Below are 16,220 nucleotides of genomic sequence, written 5' to 3' on the forward strand. Positions count from 1 at the left end.
GTGATTGGTCACGAGCGGGACACAGGAGACAAGGCCCGGGCGCCCTGGAAATCGCCTGTGGCGCTCTCCATATTTCTGCATGGGCTCGTTCTGGTTGTGGCGCTTGCCGGTTGGTCCTGGACCAGTCCGGCTAATGATCCGCCACCACCGAGCATTTCGGCCCGCCTGGTAACCCAGGCCGAACCGGAGCCGAGCCCGGTAGTTGATACGGTTGATGAACCGGACCGGGATCAGGAGCGCCAGCAGGCCCAGGAAGAGCAGCGCCGCAAAGAACAGGAAGCGGAACGCCGCCGCCAGGAACAGGAACGGGCGGAAGAAGCGCGCCGTATCCAGCAGCAACAGGAAAAGGAACGCCAGCAGCAGGCGGAAGCCCAGCGCAAGCAGGAAGAGCAGAGACTGAAAGAACAGCAGGCGGCGAAACAGAAAGCGGAAGCCGAAGCCAAAGAACTGGCCAGGCAAAAAGCGGAGGAGCAGCGACGCAAGGAAGAGGCGGCCAGAAAAGCGGAAGAGGAAAAGCGCCGCGCTGAAGAGGAGCGTCGCAAACAGGAAGAGGCCCGCAGGGCCCGGGAAGAGCAGGAACGCCTTGAAGCTGAGCGCAAGCGTAAGGAGCGTGAGCGTCAGTTACGGGAGTCCCAGCTTGAGGCCCTGGCACAGGAAGCCGCCGAGGAACGCGAGGCAGAAGAACGCAGACGTAAAGAGGCTGCTGCGGCCAAGGCGCGGCAAGCCCAGATGCTGACGGAGAGTGAAAAGTACCGGGCACTGATACGCGACCGTCTGATGAATGAATGGTATCCGCCCTCGTCGGCGACCAGTGAAATGGTGACCGTGCTGCGGATTACCCTGTTACCCACCGGTGAACTGTCATCCGTGGCGATAGAATCGGGCAGCGGCAACACCGCATTCGACAATTCTGCGGTCAGCGCGGCGCGCGCTGTGGGGCGCTACCCGGTTCCCGATGACCAGCAGGTATTCGAGCAGTATTTCCGCCGGTTCCCCATAGAGTTCAACCCAGAGAACGCGAAATAGAGGCAACGAGACAACCATGAGAAATCGGGCTTATAGACCGGACATCAGGCGTTCATTGCTGGTGTTCGTGATACTGTCGCTGTTCACTGTTCCGGCAATGGGTGATGAACTGCTGATCCGGATCACCAAGGGCGCCGACTCCGCCATCCCCATTTCGGTGGTGCCGTTCTCTGAGTCCGGCCAGATGCCCTCTGGTGACAAGGTGTCGCGGATCATCCAGAACGACCTGGAAATGAGTGGTGAATTTGCGCCGCTGCCGCCGGAACAGATGCTCAGCCTGCCTTCCAGGGGCGACGAGGTGTTTTTCCGGGACTGGCGGCTTCTGGGCCAGCGTTATGTGTTGGTAGGGCAGGTGACAAGCGCCGGCGGCACACTCAATGCCCAGTACGAACTTTATGATGTAAGCCAGGAGAAGCGACTGGTCGGCGCAACGGCATCGGCGCCAGCTTCTGCTTCCCGTTCCCTGGCCCATCACATCAGTGACCGGGTTTATGAAGCCATTACCGGCGTTGAAGGAGCCTTTTCCACAAAACTGGCCTACGTAACGCTTGAGAGAAACGCTAACGGCCCGACCTATCGGCTGCAGGTGAGTGATGTAGACGGCAAGCGGGCCCGGGTCAGGCTGGAAAGCGATGAGCCAATCCTGTCGCCGGCCTGGTCGCCGGACGCGAAGAAACTGGCCTATGTGTCTTTTGAAACCGGCAAGCCGGCGGTTTATGTGCATGAGCTGAGCACCGGTAACCGCCAGCGCGTGGCTGATTTCCCGGGCCTGAATTCAGCCCCGGCCTGGTCGGCAGATGGCCAGTCATTGCTGATGACCCTGTCGAAAGATGGCAACGCCGAGATCTACCGGATGAATCTGGCCAGCGGCGATCTAAAGCGCCTGACCAATCACTGGTCGATCGATACCGAGCCCAGTTACGACCATACCGGGAATGGCTTCTTTTTTACCTCGGACCGTTCTGGCGGGCCGCAGATCTATCACAAGGCCAGCGAGAACGCCGAGCCCCGCCGAATCACCTTCGGCAGCCGCTACAACGCAAGGCCTCGCCCCGGCCCGGATGGGGATTATGTATACTATGTACATCAGCGGGATCGGGCCTTTCATATCGCCCGTACCAATCTTGAAAGCGGAGACGAAACGGTTCTGACCCGAACCGAATCGGACGAATCGCCCAGTGTGTCGCCCAATGGTCGAATGCTGATCTACGCCACCAAAAGCGGTGAGAACAGTGTACTGACTGTAATCGCAGCCGATGGCGGCGCGGCCTATAGTCTACCGGCGTCTCGTGGTGATGTGCGCGAGCCAGCCTGGTCACCGATTGTCAGATAGACAGTTAACCCAAACGAAAGGAAGTATTTATGAAAATGACATCGTCAAAAAACGTATTCGCACTGATTTTCTCATTTGCCCTGATCGCTGGTTGTAGCAGCACTGGCGAGACCACCGGTGAAGGCGGCATGGGCACAAGCGCTGGCTCGGCTTCCGGTGAGGAAAGCGGCAGCACTGTGTTCGGTGGTGGGGACGGCAGTGGTGTATCCTCCTCAGAAATGACTGAGCAGGAACGTATGGAAGCTGAAGCCCGTGCAGAGCAGGCCCAGGCAGAAGCCATGCGTGAGATCACCACTTTCTACTTCGATTTCGATACCGCTGAAATCAAACAGGAAGCCCGTGACGTGCTGGTTGCTCATGCCCGTTACCTGCAGGCGAACCCTGGCCAGAATGTCCGCATCACCGGCCATGCCGATGAGCGCGGCACCAAGGAATACAACCTGGCCCTGGGCGAGCGTCGTGCCAATGCGGTTCAGCGATTCCTGGTGGTCAACGGTGCATCACGCGGCCAGACTGAGACCGTCAGCTACGGTGAAGAACAGCCGGCAGTGATGGGTTCCAGCGAAAGCGCCTGGGCTCAGAACCGTCGCGTTGAACTGGATTTTGAATAACAGGCGACCATCATGAGACAGACCCTCATGGCGACTCTGCTGCTCCCGCTGGCCATATGGCCGGCGGGAGCAGTGTTCGCTCAGTCTTCCGGATCTGGGCAGGGCAGCCAGGCCAACGCCGAACTGTTCTATATGATTCAGCAGCTGCAGGGCGAAGTTCGTCGCCTTCAGGGCGACGTTGAAGAGCAGCGCAACCAGATCGACAAGCTGAACAAGCAGGCAAGGGACCGCTACATAGACCTTGACCAGCGTATTCTGAAGCTGTCGTCGGAACTGGCCGAAAGTGATGATTCCGGCTCAGGGACCTCTGGTCCGGCAGATTCCGGGAACAATACCAAGCCGGTCGAAAGACGGGATTATCGCCAGCCTACCTCGGAAGAACGAGAGGCCTACGACCGGATTCAGGCACTGATTCGTGAAGACCGGAATTTCAACGATGCCATCAATGGTCTCTACGACTTCATCGATAAGTACGAGGAAGGTGATCTGACGGTCAATGCCTATTACTGGCTGGGTGAGGTTTACCTCGCGGAAGAACAGCTGGAGCAGGCAAAGCAGGCGTTCACCATTGTGGCCACGCGGTACGGTGATCACCGCAAGGCACCTGACGCGGTTTACAAGCTGGGTGTGACCCTCGACAAGCAGGGCGAGACCGACGAAGCGAAGCGCCGGATGGAAGCGGTGATCCGGAATTATCCCGACAGCAATGCCGCGTCATTGTCTAAAAAGTATCTGGACGGCAAAAGCGGCTGACAGGCGCATTGAAAGAATGTCCGGAAACCTTTGATGCAGGGGTTGATCGGCGCTCAAAAATCATTACTATATGCGCCTCGTTTGGGTCGTTAGCTCAGTTGGTAGAGCAGTTGGCTTTTAACCAATTGGTCGAAGGTTCGAATCCTTCACGACCCACCAAATCAGACGACAGGTTGGTGGTTCTTGATCAACCTGATCGGATTTCCGGTAGTGAGTTTCTGGGAATCGCCAGTTATGGGTCGTTAGCTCAGTTGGTAGAGCAGTTGGCTTTTAACCAATTGGTCGAAGGTTCGAATCCTTCACGACCCACCAACAGAAGGGGAAGGTATTTGCTTCCCGAAAAAAAGAGCCTGTGGGCTCTTTTTTTTTGCCTGAACGTTCATACATCCTGAGTAGGGAAACGTAAACTGATATACTTTTCACGAGTTTGACACGACCGAGACGTTTTGATGACACAAGCCGAAGACCGAATTCTGGTGCAGGAACATCTCGCGCACCGCGCCGAGCCAAAGCCCCTGAGCGCCAGTGAAAAATCCGATCTTGAAACCCGGATCCGGCAGGCGCTCAAAGCCGAGGATGCGGTGCTTGTGGCCCATTATTACACGGACCCGGACATTCAGCGCCTGGCAGAAGAGACCGGGGGCTGCGTGGCAGACTCACTGGAAATGGCCCGTTTCGGCAATCAGCACAAGGCATCTACAGTGGTGGTTGCGGGTGTCCGGTTCATGGGCGAAACCGCCAAGATTCTGAACCCGGAAAAGCGGGTACTGATGCCAACCCTGGAAGCCACCTGCTCCCTCGATATTGGCTGTCCGGCGGACGAATTCGCCGATTTCTGCGATCAGCACCCGGACCGTACGGTGGTCGTTTACGCCAATACCTCAGCAGCGGTCAAAGCTCGGGCTGACTGGGTGGTGACTTCCAGTTGCGCCCAGGCTATTTGCGAATCCCTGGATGCGCGGGGCGAAAAAATTCTCTGGGCCCCGGACAAACACCTGGGGCATTACGTTCGCAAGACCACAGGTGCCGACATGCTGCTGTGGGATGGCTCCTGTATCGTCCACGAAGAGTTCAAGCATCGTGGGCTAGAGGACCTGAAAGCGCTTTACCCGGACGCCGCCGTTCTGGTTCATCCGGAATCTCCCGATGCCGTGGTTGAAATGGCTGACGTAGTCGGTTCCACTTCCCAGCTGATCCACGCGGTTCAGACCTGGCCCAACCAGCAGTTCATCGTTGCCACCGATAACGGCATCTTCTACAAAATGCAGCAGCTGGCACCAGAAAAGACCTTAATCGAAGCGCCCACCGCCGGTAACGGTGCGACCTGTCGCAGCTGCGCCCACTGCCCGTGGATGGCCATGAACGGCCTGGAGAACCTGCTGCGGGTGATCGAGAAGGGCGATCAGGAAGTTCATGTGGATCCTGATCTGCGCGAAAAAGCACTGAGACCGCTGAAAAGAATGCTTGAATTCACCGCCAGCATGAACCTGAAAGCTGCCGGTAACGCGTGATCTTCAGCCTCTGCGCTGGCTGGCTAGCGCAGAGGACACCTCTGAAAGCCTCTCAGTGACAACCTGCCTGGCTGGTGTGCCTGCCGGCAGTTTTTCCTGGGCCTGGCGAAGCTGACGCTCGGCGCCCTCGAGATCCCCAATCAGGATATTGTATTCCGCTCTTGCCCGGTGAACCCCCACAATGTTTCGCGCCATGCCCTCGGCCTCAGCCAGCTCAAGCCAGAGGTATTCACGGTTGGGAAACTCCCGGGTCAGGCGGTTCAGATGATCAACGGCGCGTTCGGCGTTGCCCGATTCAATTTCTATCCGCGCAAGTGTATCGGTAATTGGATAGTTCCCCGGATTGCGCTCGAGCGCCGACTGCATAAGCTGCCTGGCCTCATCAAAGTTTTCCTGGTCCATCAGGGCTTCCGCAAGGGTGACCATATAGGTAATGCGCCCCGGATTGTTCTCCAGAAGCTGGCGCAGTTCGGTTTCTGCCTCGGCCGGGTTGTCGTTTGCCAGCATCGCCACTGCCAGGCCATATCGCAGGGCGCCCTTATATTCAGGCGTTGCCTGCTCGAGATTGCTTCGGAAGGTTTCCACGGCCACCTCTGCCGAGCGTGCATAGCGCACCTGAAGCCGTGACCGTACCAGATGGTATTCCGTGGAATCGGCGTACTCGCCCTCAGGGTACTGCTCGGCCCGGTTGCGGGTGTCGGAAACCCGGCTCTGGGTAAGTGGGTGCGTAGAAAGATATTCCGGAACCCGGTTTCCCTGCAGGCGGTTCTGTCGCATCATGATTTCGAACATTTCCGGCATGCCTCTGGGGTCCATGCCGGACTCCGCCAGTATTTCCATGCCCACGCGGTCTGCTTCCTGTTCGTGGCTCCGGCTGTAGGCCAGCATGTTCTGGACCGCCATGGCCTGGGTGCCGGCGATGGCCGCAATACCAATGTCTGACTGGGTAACCGCCGACAGGATGATGCCAGCAACCATTCCGGCGATGGTCAGGGGCGCGCTCATTTCCTGCTGTTCCATGCGACGCGCAAAATGGCGTTGGCTCAGGTGGGCAAGCTCGTGAGCAAGAACCGATGCAAACTGCTGTTCGCTCTCGGCGTTCAGGAAGAGCCCGCCGTTAACGCCAACGATATTGCCTGGAACGGCAAAGGCGTTGATCGCGGGGCTGTCGATCAGTACCAGCGTCAGGTTGCGGCTATGCAGAGGCGCTGCAGGCACCAGCCTGTAAATAACGGCGTTCAGGTAATCGTAGACAAGCGGATCCTCGACCTGGCTGGCAGAGCGTCTGATCGACATCATCACCTGTCGGCCAATATCGCTCTCCTGCTGTTCCGATATCAGCCCGCCACCTACTCCGCCAATGGTCGGCAGTGGGGCGCTTCCGGATTGCGCCAGAGCAAACGGTGAAATCAACAGAAGGAACGTCAGCCCCAGGCCGGTCAGTCTGCGTTTCAGGTTACCTTTTCTCTGCCTGTTGGTCATTGCGCTGGGGTGCTCGCTGCTTTGTTGATGCTACGTTTGATACTGTGGTTCATATTATGATGATGCATTAAAGTCGGGCGGGCGTCATAATTCACCCGCAAACCCAATCAACCAGACGCTAGATGAAAGACTGTATGGCCGATCGTACTCTCGATGCTTCCGGGCTGCGCTGCCCCATGCCCCTTCTGAAAACCAAGCTGGAGCTTAACGGCATGACGTCTGGCCAGACCCTGCTGGTTATTGCCACTGACTCTGGTTCGGCCCGTGATATTCCGGCCTATCTTGCGTTGACCCGACACGAACTGGTCAGTTCCTCGGAAGAGGGAGACCAGTATACGTTTATGATAAAGTGCGCCGGTTAAGTCCACGTTGGAAGCCCCTCGGAGTCGTTAATGATTAAAACTTTACGTGGTCTTGCCCACAAATACTTTTCAGATGAAGAAGCCGTCATACTTTTTCTTCTGCTGCTGTTTGGAACCGGCTTCATCATTCTGTTTGGTGCCATGCTGGCGCCGGCGATTGCAGCGGTCATTGTGGCTTTCATCCTGCAGGGCCTGGTCACCAAACTGAACCACCTGGGCGTTCCCGAGCTGGTCTCGATCATCGGCGTGTTCCTGATATTTCTGGGTGTGCTGATTGCCTTCCTGTTCGGTCTGTTGCCGTTGATATGGGGACAGGTTACCTCCCTGGCCGGCGAGGCACCGCGTATTTTCCGTGAAATGCAGTCCTACCTGGAACTGCTTCCCCAGCAGTATCCGGCGCTCATTTCCATGGAAGGGGTCAACACCATATACACTCAGGTCACCACCGAAGCCGGGCGTATGACCCAGTGGCTGGTGTCTTTCTCCCTTGCCAGTATTCCGGACCTGGTCGCACTGCTGATCTACATGGTTCTGTTGCCGATCCTGGTTTTCTTCTTTCTCAAGGATCGTCGGGCGCTGCTGGCCTCCATTGGTAAGCTGTTGCCACCGCAGCGGCCGATGATGGTCAGGATCTGGAACGAGGTAAACCTGCAGTGCGCCAATTATGTCCGGGGAAAGGCGGTTGAGATACTGATCGTTGGCGGGGTGACTTATGTGTCTTTCAAGTTTCTCGGTGTGCCTTACGCAGCGCTTCTGTCCCTGATGGTCGGGCTTAGCGTGGTCATCCCCTACATTGGCGCAGCCGTGGTCACCATACCCGTTGCCATGATTGCCCTGTTCGCCTTTGGCTGGGGCAGCCAGTTCATCTGGGTGATGGCGATCTACGGTATTATCCAGGCGCTGGATGGCAATGTGCTGGTGCCGCTTCTGTTTTCAGAGGTGAACAACCTGCACCCTGTGGTGATTATCGTAGCAGTACTGTTCTTCGGCGGAATCTGGGGCCTGTGGGGTGTATTCTTTGCGATCCCGCTTGCTACTATGCTGAAAGCGGTGTTCTCAGCCTGGCCGGTGAACGATCAAAGGCTGTCTGCGCCAGCCGAACGGGCATGAGGGCGGGTAATTCCCTTGTGTCCGTTCGAGCCCAACATTACCATATCGCTTTTATTCGGACGGAGCTTTTATGATTACGGGTAGCCTTGTCGCTCTGGTCACGCCCATGTATGACGATGGTAGCATCCACTGGGAACATCTCGACCAGTTGGTGGACTTCCATCTGAACAATGGGACGCACGGAATTGTCGCTGTCGGCACCACGGGTGAATCCGCCACCCTGGACCCGGAAGAGCACATGAGTGTGGTCGGCCACATCATCAAACGGGTCAATGGCCGGATTCCGGTTATTGCCGGTACCGGCGGCAACAGCACTCGCGAAGCCATAGAGCTGACTGAAAAGGCGCACAAGCTGGGCGCGGACGCCTGCCTTCTCGTTGTGCCCTACTACAACAAGCCGACCCAGGAAGGTCTGTACCGTCACTTCAAGACCATCGCCGAAGCCGTGCCCGGTGTCAGTCAGATCCTGTACAACGTGCCGGGCCGCACTGCCTGCGACATGCTCAACGAAACCGTAGAGCGTCTGGCCGATATTCCCAACATCGTTGGCATCAAGGATGCCACCGGCAACATCCCCCGCGGTGCCGAGCTGGTTGAGGCCGTGAAAGGTCGGCTGGTAGTGTACAGCGGTGATGATGCCACGGCGGCCGGCCTGATGCTTGCTGGCGCCAAGGGTAACGTGTCTGTCACGGCGAACGTGGCACCCAAAGGCATGGCTGCGTTGTGCGAAGCGGCAATCGCCGGCAATGAAGCGGAAACCGAGCGCCTGAACGATCTGCTGATGCCCCTGAACCGCAAGCTGTTTCTCGAAGCCAACCCGATCCCTGTGAAATGGGCACTGCACCGCATGGGAATGATCGGAGAGGGCATTCGCCTGCCGTTGACGCCCCTGAGCGAGAAATTCCACGGCGAAGTGGAAGACGCTCTCAAGGCTTCTGGCGTTCTCTGAGTCAGGCCACACCACTTATTCAACACTGGAGTCGCCTGATGGCGTTTACGCTCAGGACTGAAACACCGACACCTGGCAAACTGATCGGGCCCCTTGTGGGCCTGATGTTCGTTTTAACAGCCGCCGGCTGCGGTGTCATTGAGGACCGCACCGAACGTTACGTTGATGCACCCGAAGGTACACCGATCGAATTTCCGGAATCGGCAGACACAAGTCGCTTTAGCCAGCGCATGCCAATACGGACCATCACTGCTGCGGATGCCGGGCGCATGTTCGTGGGTGAACTGCCTGAACCGCCGGACATGACGTCTGAAATCCTGGAAGAAAACTACGTCATCGAAGTAGTCGATGACGAAATCTGGCTGCTGGTGAACGACGTGCCAGGTCGGCTCTGGCCTGCGGTAACCGCGTACATGAACCAGCAGGGTCTGGGCGTGGCGTTCGAAAGTCCGCAACTTGGGCTGTTACAGAGTGAACTGGTGAACTACAGCAAGCAGGCTCGCGAACTGCTTGGCATGCCCCACAGCCCTGAAGGCGAAGAGCCCCTGCTGGCGGTTCAGGCGAAAGTGGCGCCGGGTGTCCGCCGCAAGACCACCGAAATCCAGCTTCGCCCTTTCAATGCCGGGGGCGGCGATGTGGACCGGCTTGTAGCCTGGGAAACCAACGCCGACCGCACCGCACAGGAACTTGAAACCAGCCGCCAGCTGTTGAGTGATCTGAGTGAGTTCCTGAAAAACCGGGAAGACAGCAAATCCTACTCCCAGGCCGCGCTGGGGATGCCGGTCGAACCTCTGGTCAGGCTGGTTTCCGAGAACGAAGTGGCTCAGCGCATCGAGATGAAACTTGATTATGGCCGCTCCTGGGGCGAGGTTCGCCGGGCGCTGGACGAGGCAGGTATCGCAATCACTGACCTGAACCGTGAAGCAGGCTACTTCTTTGTGGATGCCCGCCCGCAATCGGACAGGGAAGCCGGCTGGTTCTCATGGTTCAGTGATGAACCCGAGCCCGAGCACACCCACGACCTGACGATGGAACAGCAGGGCGACCGGATTATTGTCACAGCCGCCAGGGCCGAGGATTACACCGGTGATGATCGCTCAGCGGCGCTGCTGTCTGAACTGTTCGAATACCTATACTGATTAATTGTATCGCCCGCACCGCCGGGCGTGTCCGGAGACAAGCAATGGAAAAACGACAAGAGCTGTACGCGGGCAAAGCCAAATCGGTGTACCGCACTGACGACCCGGACCGGTTCGTGATGGTCTTCCGTGATGATACCTCCGCCTTTGACGGTCAGAAAAAAGAGCAGCTGAGCCGCAAAGGCATGGTCAACAACCGCTTCAACGCCTTCATCATGGAAAAGCTGGAAGCGGCCGGCATACCGACGCATTTTGAAGGCCTGCTTTCGGACACTGAATCATTGGTGAAAAAGCTGGACATGATTCCGGTCGAATGTGTGATTCGTAATGTGTCTGCCGGCAGTCTTTGCCGTAGGCTGGGTGTAGAAGAAGGACAGACCCTGAACCCACCCACGTTCGAGCTGTTCCTCAAAAACGACGCCATGCATGACCCGATGGTGAATGAATCCCTTGCCGTTACCTTTGGCTGGGCCACAGACGACGAGCTGGCACAGATGAAGGGGCTGACCTACCAGGTCAACAGTGTGCTCAAGAACCTGTTTGAGGAGGCCGGCATGCTATTGGTGGACTACAAGCTGGAGTTTGGCCGGTCCGGCGGCGAGATCGTCCTGGGTGACGAATTCAGCCCGGACGGATGTCGCATCTGGGACAAGGAAACCCGCAAAAAAATGGACAAAGACCGTTTTCGCCAGGGACTGGGGGACGTTATAGAAACCTACGAAGAAGTAGGTCGTAGGCTCGGCATCAGCTTCGACTGATCCGCCAGAACCAACAACAGAAGAACAGGTGTTTTATGCGTAAACTGATTATCGCCATGGGCGGCTCACTGATGATTGCAGCCCCCTTTGCTTCCGCCGACGTACTGGGCGTGGCTGCAAACATCAGCTACTGGGATTCTGACCTGTCCGGTGAAGCCGGCAAGAAAGGCGATCTGGTCGATCTGGAGAACGAACTGGATCTGGACAGCGACAGTACCGCCAACCTGAGCGCCTACTTTGAGCACCCGGTGCCGGTACTGCCCAACGTCCGTCTGAACTACACCCGCATCGAGCAGAGTGGCAGCGGCGAGTTGTCTACCCAGTTTGACCTGCTCAATGGCCCGGTGGATTCCGAGCTTGAGTTGAGCCAGTTTGATGTCACCCTTTACTACGAAGTGCTCGATAACTGGGTCAATCTTGATCTGGGCCTGACTGCCCGCGACCTTGACGGCGAATTGACGGTGCAGGAAGCCACGCTGGGTGGAGAAGTTTCCCGGACTGAAGTCAACGGCGTCATCCCCATGGGCTACCTGGCAGCCCGCTTTGACCTGCCACTGACTGGCGTGTCTCTGGGCGGTGAAGCCAACCTGATCAGCTTTGACGGCGACTCGGTATATGACTACACCGCTTATGGCCAGTATGAACTGTCGCTGCTGCAACTGCGCGCCGGTTATCGCCAGATGGGTATTGACTACGAAGACAGCGATGATCGTCTCGATATTGAGCTCGGCGGCCCGTTTGTGAGCGCCGGACTAACCTTCTGAAGGAACAGGGAGTACTACTTTGAAAATTCTGGTTACGGGTACGGCGGGCTTTATCGGCTCCCATCTGGCGCATCGGCTGCTTGATCGCGGTGATGAAGTAATCGGCGTTGATAACGTCAATGATTACTACGATCCGACCCTCAAGGAAGCGCGCCTGGAACGCCTGACCTGTAAGCCGGGGTTTACCGAGGTCCGTAAGGATGTCGCCGACAGGGCGGCCATGGAGACCCTGTTCCGGGAGCACAAACCGGAACGGGTCGTTCACCTCGCTGCCCAGGCAGGTGTTCGCTATTCCCTTGAAAACCCTCACGCCTACATCGACGCCAACCTGGTTGGCTTCACCAACATTCTGGAAGGCTGCCGCCATAACGACGTCAAGCATCTGGTGTACGCGTCCAGCAGTTCAGTTTACGGCGCTAACGAGGCCATGCCGTTCTCGATTCACGACAACGTGGACCACCCGCTGAGCCTTTACGCCGCGTCCAAGAAAGCCAATGAACTGATGGCCCATACCTACAGCCATCTGTACAACATGCCCACCACCGGACTGCGCTTCTTTACCGTTTACGGCCCCTGGGGTCGTCCGGATATGGCGTTGTTTATCTTCACCAGGAAGATTCTGGCCGGTGAACCCATCGACGTATTCAACCATGGCCATCACAGGCGTGATTTCACCTACATTGATGACATCGTCGAAGGGGTTGTCCGCACCCTGGACAGCGTCGCCACTCCGAACCCCGAGTGGAGTGGGGCCAAGCCAGACCCGGGCACCAGCATGGCGCCGTATCGCCTGTACAACATCGGTAGCAACAACCCGGTCGAGCTTTCGCGGTTTATCGAAATCATTGAAGAGCGAGTCGGCAAAAAAGCGGAAAAGAACCTGCTGCCGCTGCAGCCCGGCGACGTCCCGGCCACCTACGCCAACGTCGACGACCTGATCGCAGACGTGGGCTACAAGCCGTCCACATCAGTAGAAGAGGGTATTGCCAACTTCGTGGACTGGTATCGGGATTTTTACAAGGTCTAGTCGGAGTTGAGGACGACTATCTGTTCGGTCAAGAGCTTGCGTGCGTTGATCAATAGAATTCAAGTGTCAGGGAAATATACACATGATCGAATAATAAGCCTGGCCACCCCGATAATTTCAGCGCACTTATCTGTTTTAACCGCTTTTTTTCTTTTTAGGTTCCTCTTTTGCACAAGTAGAGCCTGCAAAGGTGTTATACCGCCTTTCTGGAATCGGAAATCTGTGCTTTCGCACTGCTCTACAAAAGGAAATAGCAAATGAGAACTTTAAGTTTCGTATCAGGCGTGGTCTTGCTCGCTTTGACGTCCTCCATGGCGAATGCCATTCCATTCATGTCCAGCCTTGATGACCACTGCGTTGGTTGCGACCTTTCCAGTCAGACTGTTGGCACCTATGTCGATCCGACCGGAACAGATTTGGATGGAGCGGAATGGATACAGGATACCAGTGGCTGGTTTGTTGATAATTCAAACTACCGGGTATGGGAAGAGGATTTGAACCAGACAGGTACTGACGCAGTTATTAGTTCGTTGTTTGTCTCCTACGACGATGACTTGATAATCAGGAGTAAAGGGGTAACCCTGTTTAATTCGTCCCTCTACGGCATCAGTGCGCCCTGGACGAAGGTTATAAATGTCTTCGACTATGTCACCGCGCCCTTCCTCATTGCAGGCGACGGCCGGCTCAACTTTTACGTGACCAATAGCGAAAATTTTGCAACAGGCGTGATCTGGAAAGGTGAAGCTGCAGCTGTACCTGAGCCCGGAACTCTGGCACTTTTCGGACTCGGACTTGCGGGTCTCGGTTTGGCCCGTCGTCGTAAGAATGCCTGATTTCGATTTGAACTCGTAGAACGTTTTGAAAGCCAGCGTAAGCTGGCTTTTTTATGTGTCCGGCAATCAAATCTTTTCAGACTCATCCAATGTCTGATTAAGGGGGCCGCAGTTGATGCCTGGACTAGAGCCCTTGCGGCCACTATAACGACGCCATTAACGCCAGAGTACAGATGGGTGTTTTCTAAAGGCTTGGGGCTATGGTTTGAACTTATCGATTCAGATAAATCTGATGGGAGGCTTGATTCGCGCAGGTATACCGTGGAAATGGTAGGACCAGGCAGATTTGAACTGCCGACCTCTGCCATGTCAAGGCAGCGCTCTAACCAACTGAGCTATGGTCCTCCGTCCTGCAACGGGGAGGAAATATACTGATTCGCCCGTGTGCGGTCAACCTCTTTCAGGCACTTTTCCGGTTTCTGCGCCAGTCCTTCAGTGCTTTGCGAAGCGTGGTCCATCGGTTAATCAGCAGGGCCGCAAAAATCAGCGCGCAGCCCGCAAACTGCATCGCGACCATGGTTTCGCCAAACCAGATAGCGGCGAAAACGGCCACCCAGATCGGTTCCAGCACCAGAAAGACCACCCCATGGCTGTTGTTGGTCAGGCTTTGGGCGTAGGTCTGGGTCAGAAAGCGTCCGGCGGTGCCGATAATTGCGCTGGCACTGATCCACACTATGAGAATGGGCGGAAAGTCGCTAAAGGTGGGCTGCCACGGCTCCAGAGCCAGGGATTCGGTCAAGGTCACCAGGCCGACGGTCAACAGGGCGATTGCCGTCAAGGGCATTGAGGGCACGCGGACCTTCTCAAGGATTCGACCTTGACGGTCGGTAGTGATTCGCTGGTTAGCTGCGCGGGAATTCAGGTTGAAATAAAGCGCAAAAATGAACGCGGCCACCACGAAGAACACCTGGCCGATTTCAGGTTGGAATCCGTTTCGCAGTGACAGCATGGCCAGCCCGGCAACCGCCACTGGAATGGCTAGCCAAGTGCTCGTCGGCTGTGGTTCGCGGAAAACGACGCGGGCGATAATCGGAACGATGACAACGCCCAGGCTGACCAGGAAAGCGCCTTCTCCAACGTGGCTGGAATGAAAAAGCCCCATGACCCAGAGGCTCATTGCGACGCCGAACACTAGCCCGACTAATGCGCCACGTTTGAACTGATCCGCGGACAGCGCCACCAGGGACGGGAAAGACAGGACAGCCAGAATACCGCCTGCCATCAGAAATCGCATGGCCATGAACAGAAGCGGCGGCATCAGTTGAACCGCTTCCTTGGAGAACATCCAGCTGATCGCCGCCATTAAAGTAACGCAGATCAGAAGCAGATCGGATTTACGTGAATCGGGGAGGACCGTGAGTTTCAAAATCTGTGTTCACCCTGAACCATCACATGTGGCGTCAGAAGCTTTGCAACCAGTTGTTCGCGGTTGTGAACGTCCAGGCGGGCGTATATTTCCCGGGCATGACTTATTGCCGTGCTGCGTTTCATCGACTGCTGTTCCGCAATCTGGTTGTAGCTCTGCCCTGTCGCCATTAACAGACAGACTTCGGCCTGCTTGCTGGAGAGCGGCAGATGTTTGATGTGGCGAATCAGTTTCAGGGGCATGGGTTCTTGTCGTCTTATACTGATAGCGATGGTTTCACCGGCATCATTATGAGGGTAAAGCCAGTCAGCGCGAAATACGAAACGCCCCCAGGCATTCTGGATCGCCCCAGAGGGAGCAAAGCTGTCTGGAGTTCCCCTTCGTACGTTGGCAAGTCTTTGTCCCAGCAGACGGAGCAGATCAGGGGGATTCGGCGGAACTCCGCGCTTCACCGGTGCCCAGGGTCGGTCGCTGCTTGCCATGGTCAGCAGTCTTTGGCCGCCTGCGGACGCGCTGACGATATTGCCCCGCAGATCCGTCACGATGAGACCCTGGTCGTCACTGTCGATCCACTGATGCTCCGGGTCACAGGGCGTGGTAAACGCATGGGCGATAAACGGCATGATCTGGTCCAGGCGGAGGGCCTCGTCGGCGTTGAACCGGGGGTCTTTTGGCGCTCTGTGCAGTGCCACGGCTCCCAGCGGCTGCTTCTGGTCCCGCACGACCATAAAGAGTCCCCAGTAAAAGTCCAACTGGCTCATCATCTCGTTGTAATAAGCGTGCCTGTCATATTCGCGGCGGTCGACCTTCAGCAGACTGTCGTAATCCACCGCTTTGGTTCCGTGCCTCAGAAAATTCTGCCAGCCGCAGAACACCTCCAGATCAAGCCGATTGTGGAATTCGGCAAGGTAGGTTGGCAGCCAGTCAGGCGCTTGCGGCCGCTCGTCATAAATATCTCGAACGTTTCCCTCTGGGTCCGACCAGAAGAAGCAGTTGGCATGAGACGGCACGTAATCATGCAGTTCCCGAAGTATGGCAGGGATGGCAATCTGATCTCCGAGCCCCATACAACAAAGCTGTTGAATCCGGCTCTGGGCTTTGCGAAGTGCCATTTTGCCTGGCTGAACCATGGCTGGAACGCGCTCCCATCAAATTTTCTCTGAAACTACCAAAGGGTGGGGATGTTTGTCATTTGC

Annotated in this window: 15 protein-coding genes, 3 tRNA genes and 1 pseudogene; 15 read left to right on the forward strand and 4 right to left on the reverse strand. The window is 56.6% G+C overall.

All coding sequences use genetic code 11. The features are described 5' to 3' along the window. From tolA to nadA, 7 genes are all read left to right on the forward strand, one after another. The gene (gene tolA / locus E5Q11_RS02745) at positions 1-1,026 is read left to right on the forward strand and encodes a cell envelope integrity protein TolA (protein ID WP_225314963.1); all 1,026 of its coding nucleotides are present in this window, start codon (positions 1-3) and stop codon (positions 1,024-1,026) included. A 16-nt stretch (positions 1,027-1,042) separates the two neighbouring features. Beyond that, complete coding sequence (tolB, locus tag E5Q11_RS02750; protein WP_135801860.1) at positions 1,043-2,359, forward strand: Tol-Pal system beta propeller repeat protein TolB; 1,317 nt, start codon at positions 1,043-1,045, stop codon at positions 2,357-2,359. 29 nt (positions 2,360-2,388) lie between these two features. Continuing rightward, positions 2,389-2,970, forward strand: coding sequence for a peptidoglycan-associated lipoprotein Pal (gene pal / locus E5Q11_RS02755; RefSeq protein ID WP_135801861.1), 582 nt, complete (start codon positions 2,389-2,391; stop codon positions 2,968-2,970). 12 nt (positions 2,971-2,982) lie between these two features. Then, on the forward strand, positions 2,983-3,723 hold the full coding sequence (gene ybgF, locus E5Q11_RS02760; protein ID WP_135801862.1) for a tol-pal system protein YbgF: 741 nt from the start codon (positions 2,983-2,985) through the stop codon (positions 3,721-3,723). An 83-nt stretch (positions 3,724-3,806) separates the two neighbouring features. Next, a tRNA-Lys gene (locus E5Q11_RS02765) sits at positions 3,807-3,882 on the forward strand. 77 nt (positions 3,883-3,959) lie between these two features. Continuing rightward, positions 3,960-4,035 (forward strand) — tRNA-Lys (locus E5Q11_RS02770). Between the two features lie 137 nt (positions 4,036-4,172). Then, the gene (gene nadA, locus E5Q11_RS02775) at positions 4,173-5,234 is read left to right on the forward strand and encodes a quinolinate synthase NadA (RefSeq protein WP_135801863.1); all 1,062 of its coding nucleotides are present in this window, start codon (positions 4,173-4,175) and stop codon (positions 5,232-5,234) included. 3 nt (positions 5,235-5,237) lie between these two features. Here the strand turns inward: nadA and E5Q11_RS02780 are convergent, their stop codons facing one another. Then, positions 5,238-6,716 (reverse strand): M48 family metalloprotease, encoded by a 1,479-nt coding sequence (locus E5Q11_RS02780; protein ID WP_135801864.1) that lies wholly within the window; start codon positions 6,714-6,716, stop codon positions 5,238-5,240. A gap of 134 nt (positions 6,717-6,850) precedes the next feature. Here E5Q11_RS02780 and E5Q11_RS02785 point away from each other — a divergent pair, with 134 nt between their 5' ends. The 8 genes and pseudogenes from E5Q11_RS02785 to E5Q11_RS18165 all read left to right on the forward strand — a co-directional run. Next, positions 6,851-7,078, forward strand: coding sequence for a sulfurtransferase TusA family protein (locus E5Q11_RS02785; protein WP_135801865.1), 228 nt, complete (start codon positions 6,851-6,853; stop codon positions 7,076-7,078). A 30-nt stretch (positions 7,079-7,108) separates the two neighbouring features. Next, positions 7,109-8,188: an AI-2E family transporter gene (locus E5Q11_RS02790; RefSeq protein ID WP_135801866.1), complete on the forward strand. Its 1,080-nt coding sequence runs from the start codon at positions 7,109-7,111 to the stop codon at positions 8,186-8,188. 70 nt (positions 8,189-8,258) lie between these two features. Further along, positions 8,259-9,137 carry a 4-hydroxy-tetrahydrodipicolinate synthase gene (gene dapA / locus E5Q11_RS02795; protein ID WP_135801867.1) on the forward strand — a complete coding sequence of 293 codons (879 nt, stop codon included), beginning with the start codon at positions 8,259-8,261 and terminating at the stop codon, positions 9,135-9,137. Positions 9,138-9,175: 38 nt separating this feature from the next. Further along, entirely contained in the window at positions 9,176-10,276 is a 1,101-nt protein-coding gene (gene bamC / locus E5Q11_RS02800) for an outer membrane protein assembly factor BamC (protein WP_135801868.1), read from the forward strand. Positions 10,277-10,320: 44 nt separating this feature from the next. Beyond that, a complete protein-coding gene (gene purC / locus E5Q11_RS02805) occupies positions 10,321-11,034 on the forward strand; it encodes a phosphoribosylaminoimidazolesuccinocarboxamide synthase (protein ID WP_135801869.1) in 714 nt (237 codons plus the stop codon). Between the two features lie 35 nt (positions 11,035-11,069). Beyond that, entirely contained in the window at positions 11,070-11,798 is a 729-nt protein-coding gene (locus tag E5Q11_RS02810; protein WP_135801870.1) for a TIGR04219 family outer membrane beta-barrel protein, read from the forward strand. Positions 11,799-11,817: 19 nt separating this feature from the next. Then, the gene (locus E5Q11_RS02815) at positions 11,818-12,825 is read left to right on the forward strand and encodes an NAD-dependent epimerase (RefSeq protein ID WP_135801871.1); all 1,008 of its coding nucleotides are present in this window, start codon (positions 11,818-11,820) and stop codon (positions 12,823-12,825) included. A gap of 743 nt (positions 12,826-13,568) precedes the next feature. Further along, positions 13,569-13,658, forward strand: a pseudogene (locus tag E5Q11_RS18165) (PEP-CTERM sorting domain-containing protein); the annotation flags it as partial. A gap of 268 nt (positions 13,659-13,926) precedes the next feature. Here E5Q11_RS18165 and E5Q11_RS02825 read toward each other — a convergent pair. From E5Q11_RS02825 to E5Q11_RS02835, 3 genes are all read right to left on the reverse strand, one after another. Then, positions 13,927-14,003: transfer RNA gene (locus E5Q11_RS02825), tRNA-Val, on the reverse strand. Positions 14,004-14,058: 55 nt separating this feature from the next. Further along, on the reverse strand, positions 14,059-15,024 hold the full coding sequence (locus E5Q11_RS02830; RefSeq protein WP_225314961.1) for a DMT family transporter: 966 nt from the start codon (positions 15,022-15,024) through the stop codon (positions 14,059-14,061). Beyond that, complete coding sequence (locus tag E5Q11_RS02835) at positions 15,021-16,154, reverse strand: helix-turn-helix transcriptional regulator (RefSeq protein WP_135801872.1); 1,134 nt, start codon at positions 16,152-16,154, stop codon at positions 15,021-15,023. Before E5Q11_RS02835 ends, E5Q11_RS02830 begins: the two co-directional genes overlap by 4 nt. Positions 16,155-16,220: the final 66 nt, after the last annotated feature.

Origin of the sequence: Marinobacter confluentis (assembly GCF_004785685.1) — a bacterium.
Lineage (GTDB): Bacteria > Pseudomonadota > Gammaproteobacteria > Pseudomonadales > Oleiphilaceae > Marinobacter > Marinobacter confluentis.

What these genes read in the sequence shown, in the direction of transcription:
- dapA (WP_135801867.1), top strand. Translation starts at nt 8,259, where the DNA reads ATGATTACGGGTAGCCTTGTCGCTCTGGTCACGCCCATGTATGACGAT.
- E5Q11_RS02780 (WP_135801864.1), bottom strand. Translation starts at nt 6,716, where the DNA reads ATGACCAACAGGCAGAGAAAAGGTAACCTGAAACGCAGACTGACCGGC.
- E5Q11_RS02835 (WP_135801872.1), bottom strand. Translation starts at nt 16,154, where the DNA reads ATGGTTCAGCCAGGCAAAATGGCACTTCGCAAAGCCCAGAGCCGGATT.
- E5Q11_RS02785 (WP_135801865.1), top strand. Translation starts at nt 6,851, where the DNA reads ATGGCCGATCGTACTCTCGATGCTTCCGGGCTGCGCTGCCCCATGCCC.
- bamC (WP_135801868.1), top strand. Translation starts at nt 9,176, where the DNA reads ATGGCGTTTACGCTCAGGACTGAAACACCGACACCTGGCAAACTGATC.
- tolB (WP_135801860.1), top strand. Translation starts at nt 1,043, where the DNA reads ATGAGAAATCGGGCTTATAGACCGGACATCAGGCGTTCATTGCTGGTG.
- nadA (WP_135801863.1), top strand. Translation starts at nt 4,173, where the DNA reads ATGACACAAGCCGAAGACCGAATTCTGGTGCAGGAACATCTCGCGCAC.
- E5Q11_RS02810 (WP_135801870.1), top strand. Translation starts at nt 11,070, where the DNA reads ATGCGTAAACTGATTATCGCCATGGGCGGCTCACTGATGATTGCAGCC.
- purC (WP_135801869.1), top strand. Translation starts at nt 10,321, where the DNA reads ATGGAAAAACGACAAGAGCTGTACGCGGGCAAAGCCAAATCGGTGTAC.
- pal (WP_135801861.1), top strand. Translation starts at nt 2,389, where the DNA reads ATGAAAATGACATCGTCAAAAAACGTATTCGCACTGATTTTCTCATTT.
- E5Q11_RS02790 (WP_135801866.1), top strand. Translation starts at nt 7,109, where the DNA reads ATGATTAAAACTTTACGTGGTCTTGCCCACAAATACTTTTCAGATGAA.
- ybgF (WP_135801862.1), top strand. Translation starts at nt 2,983, where the DNA reads ATGAGACAGACCCTCATGGCGACTCTGCTGCTCCCGCTGGCCATATGG.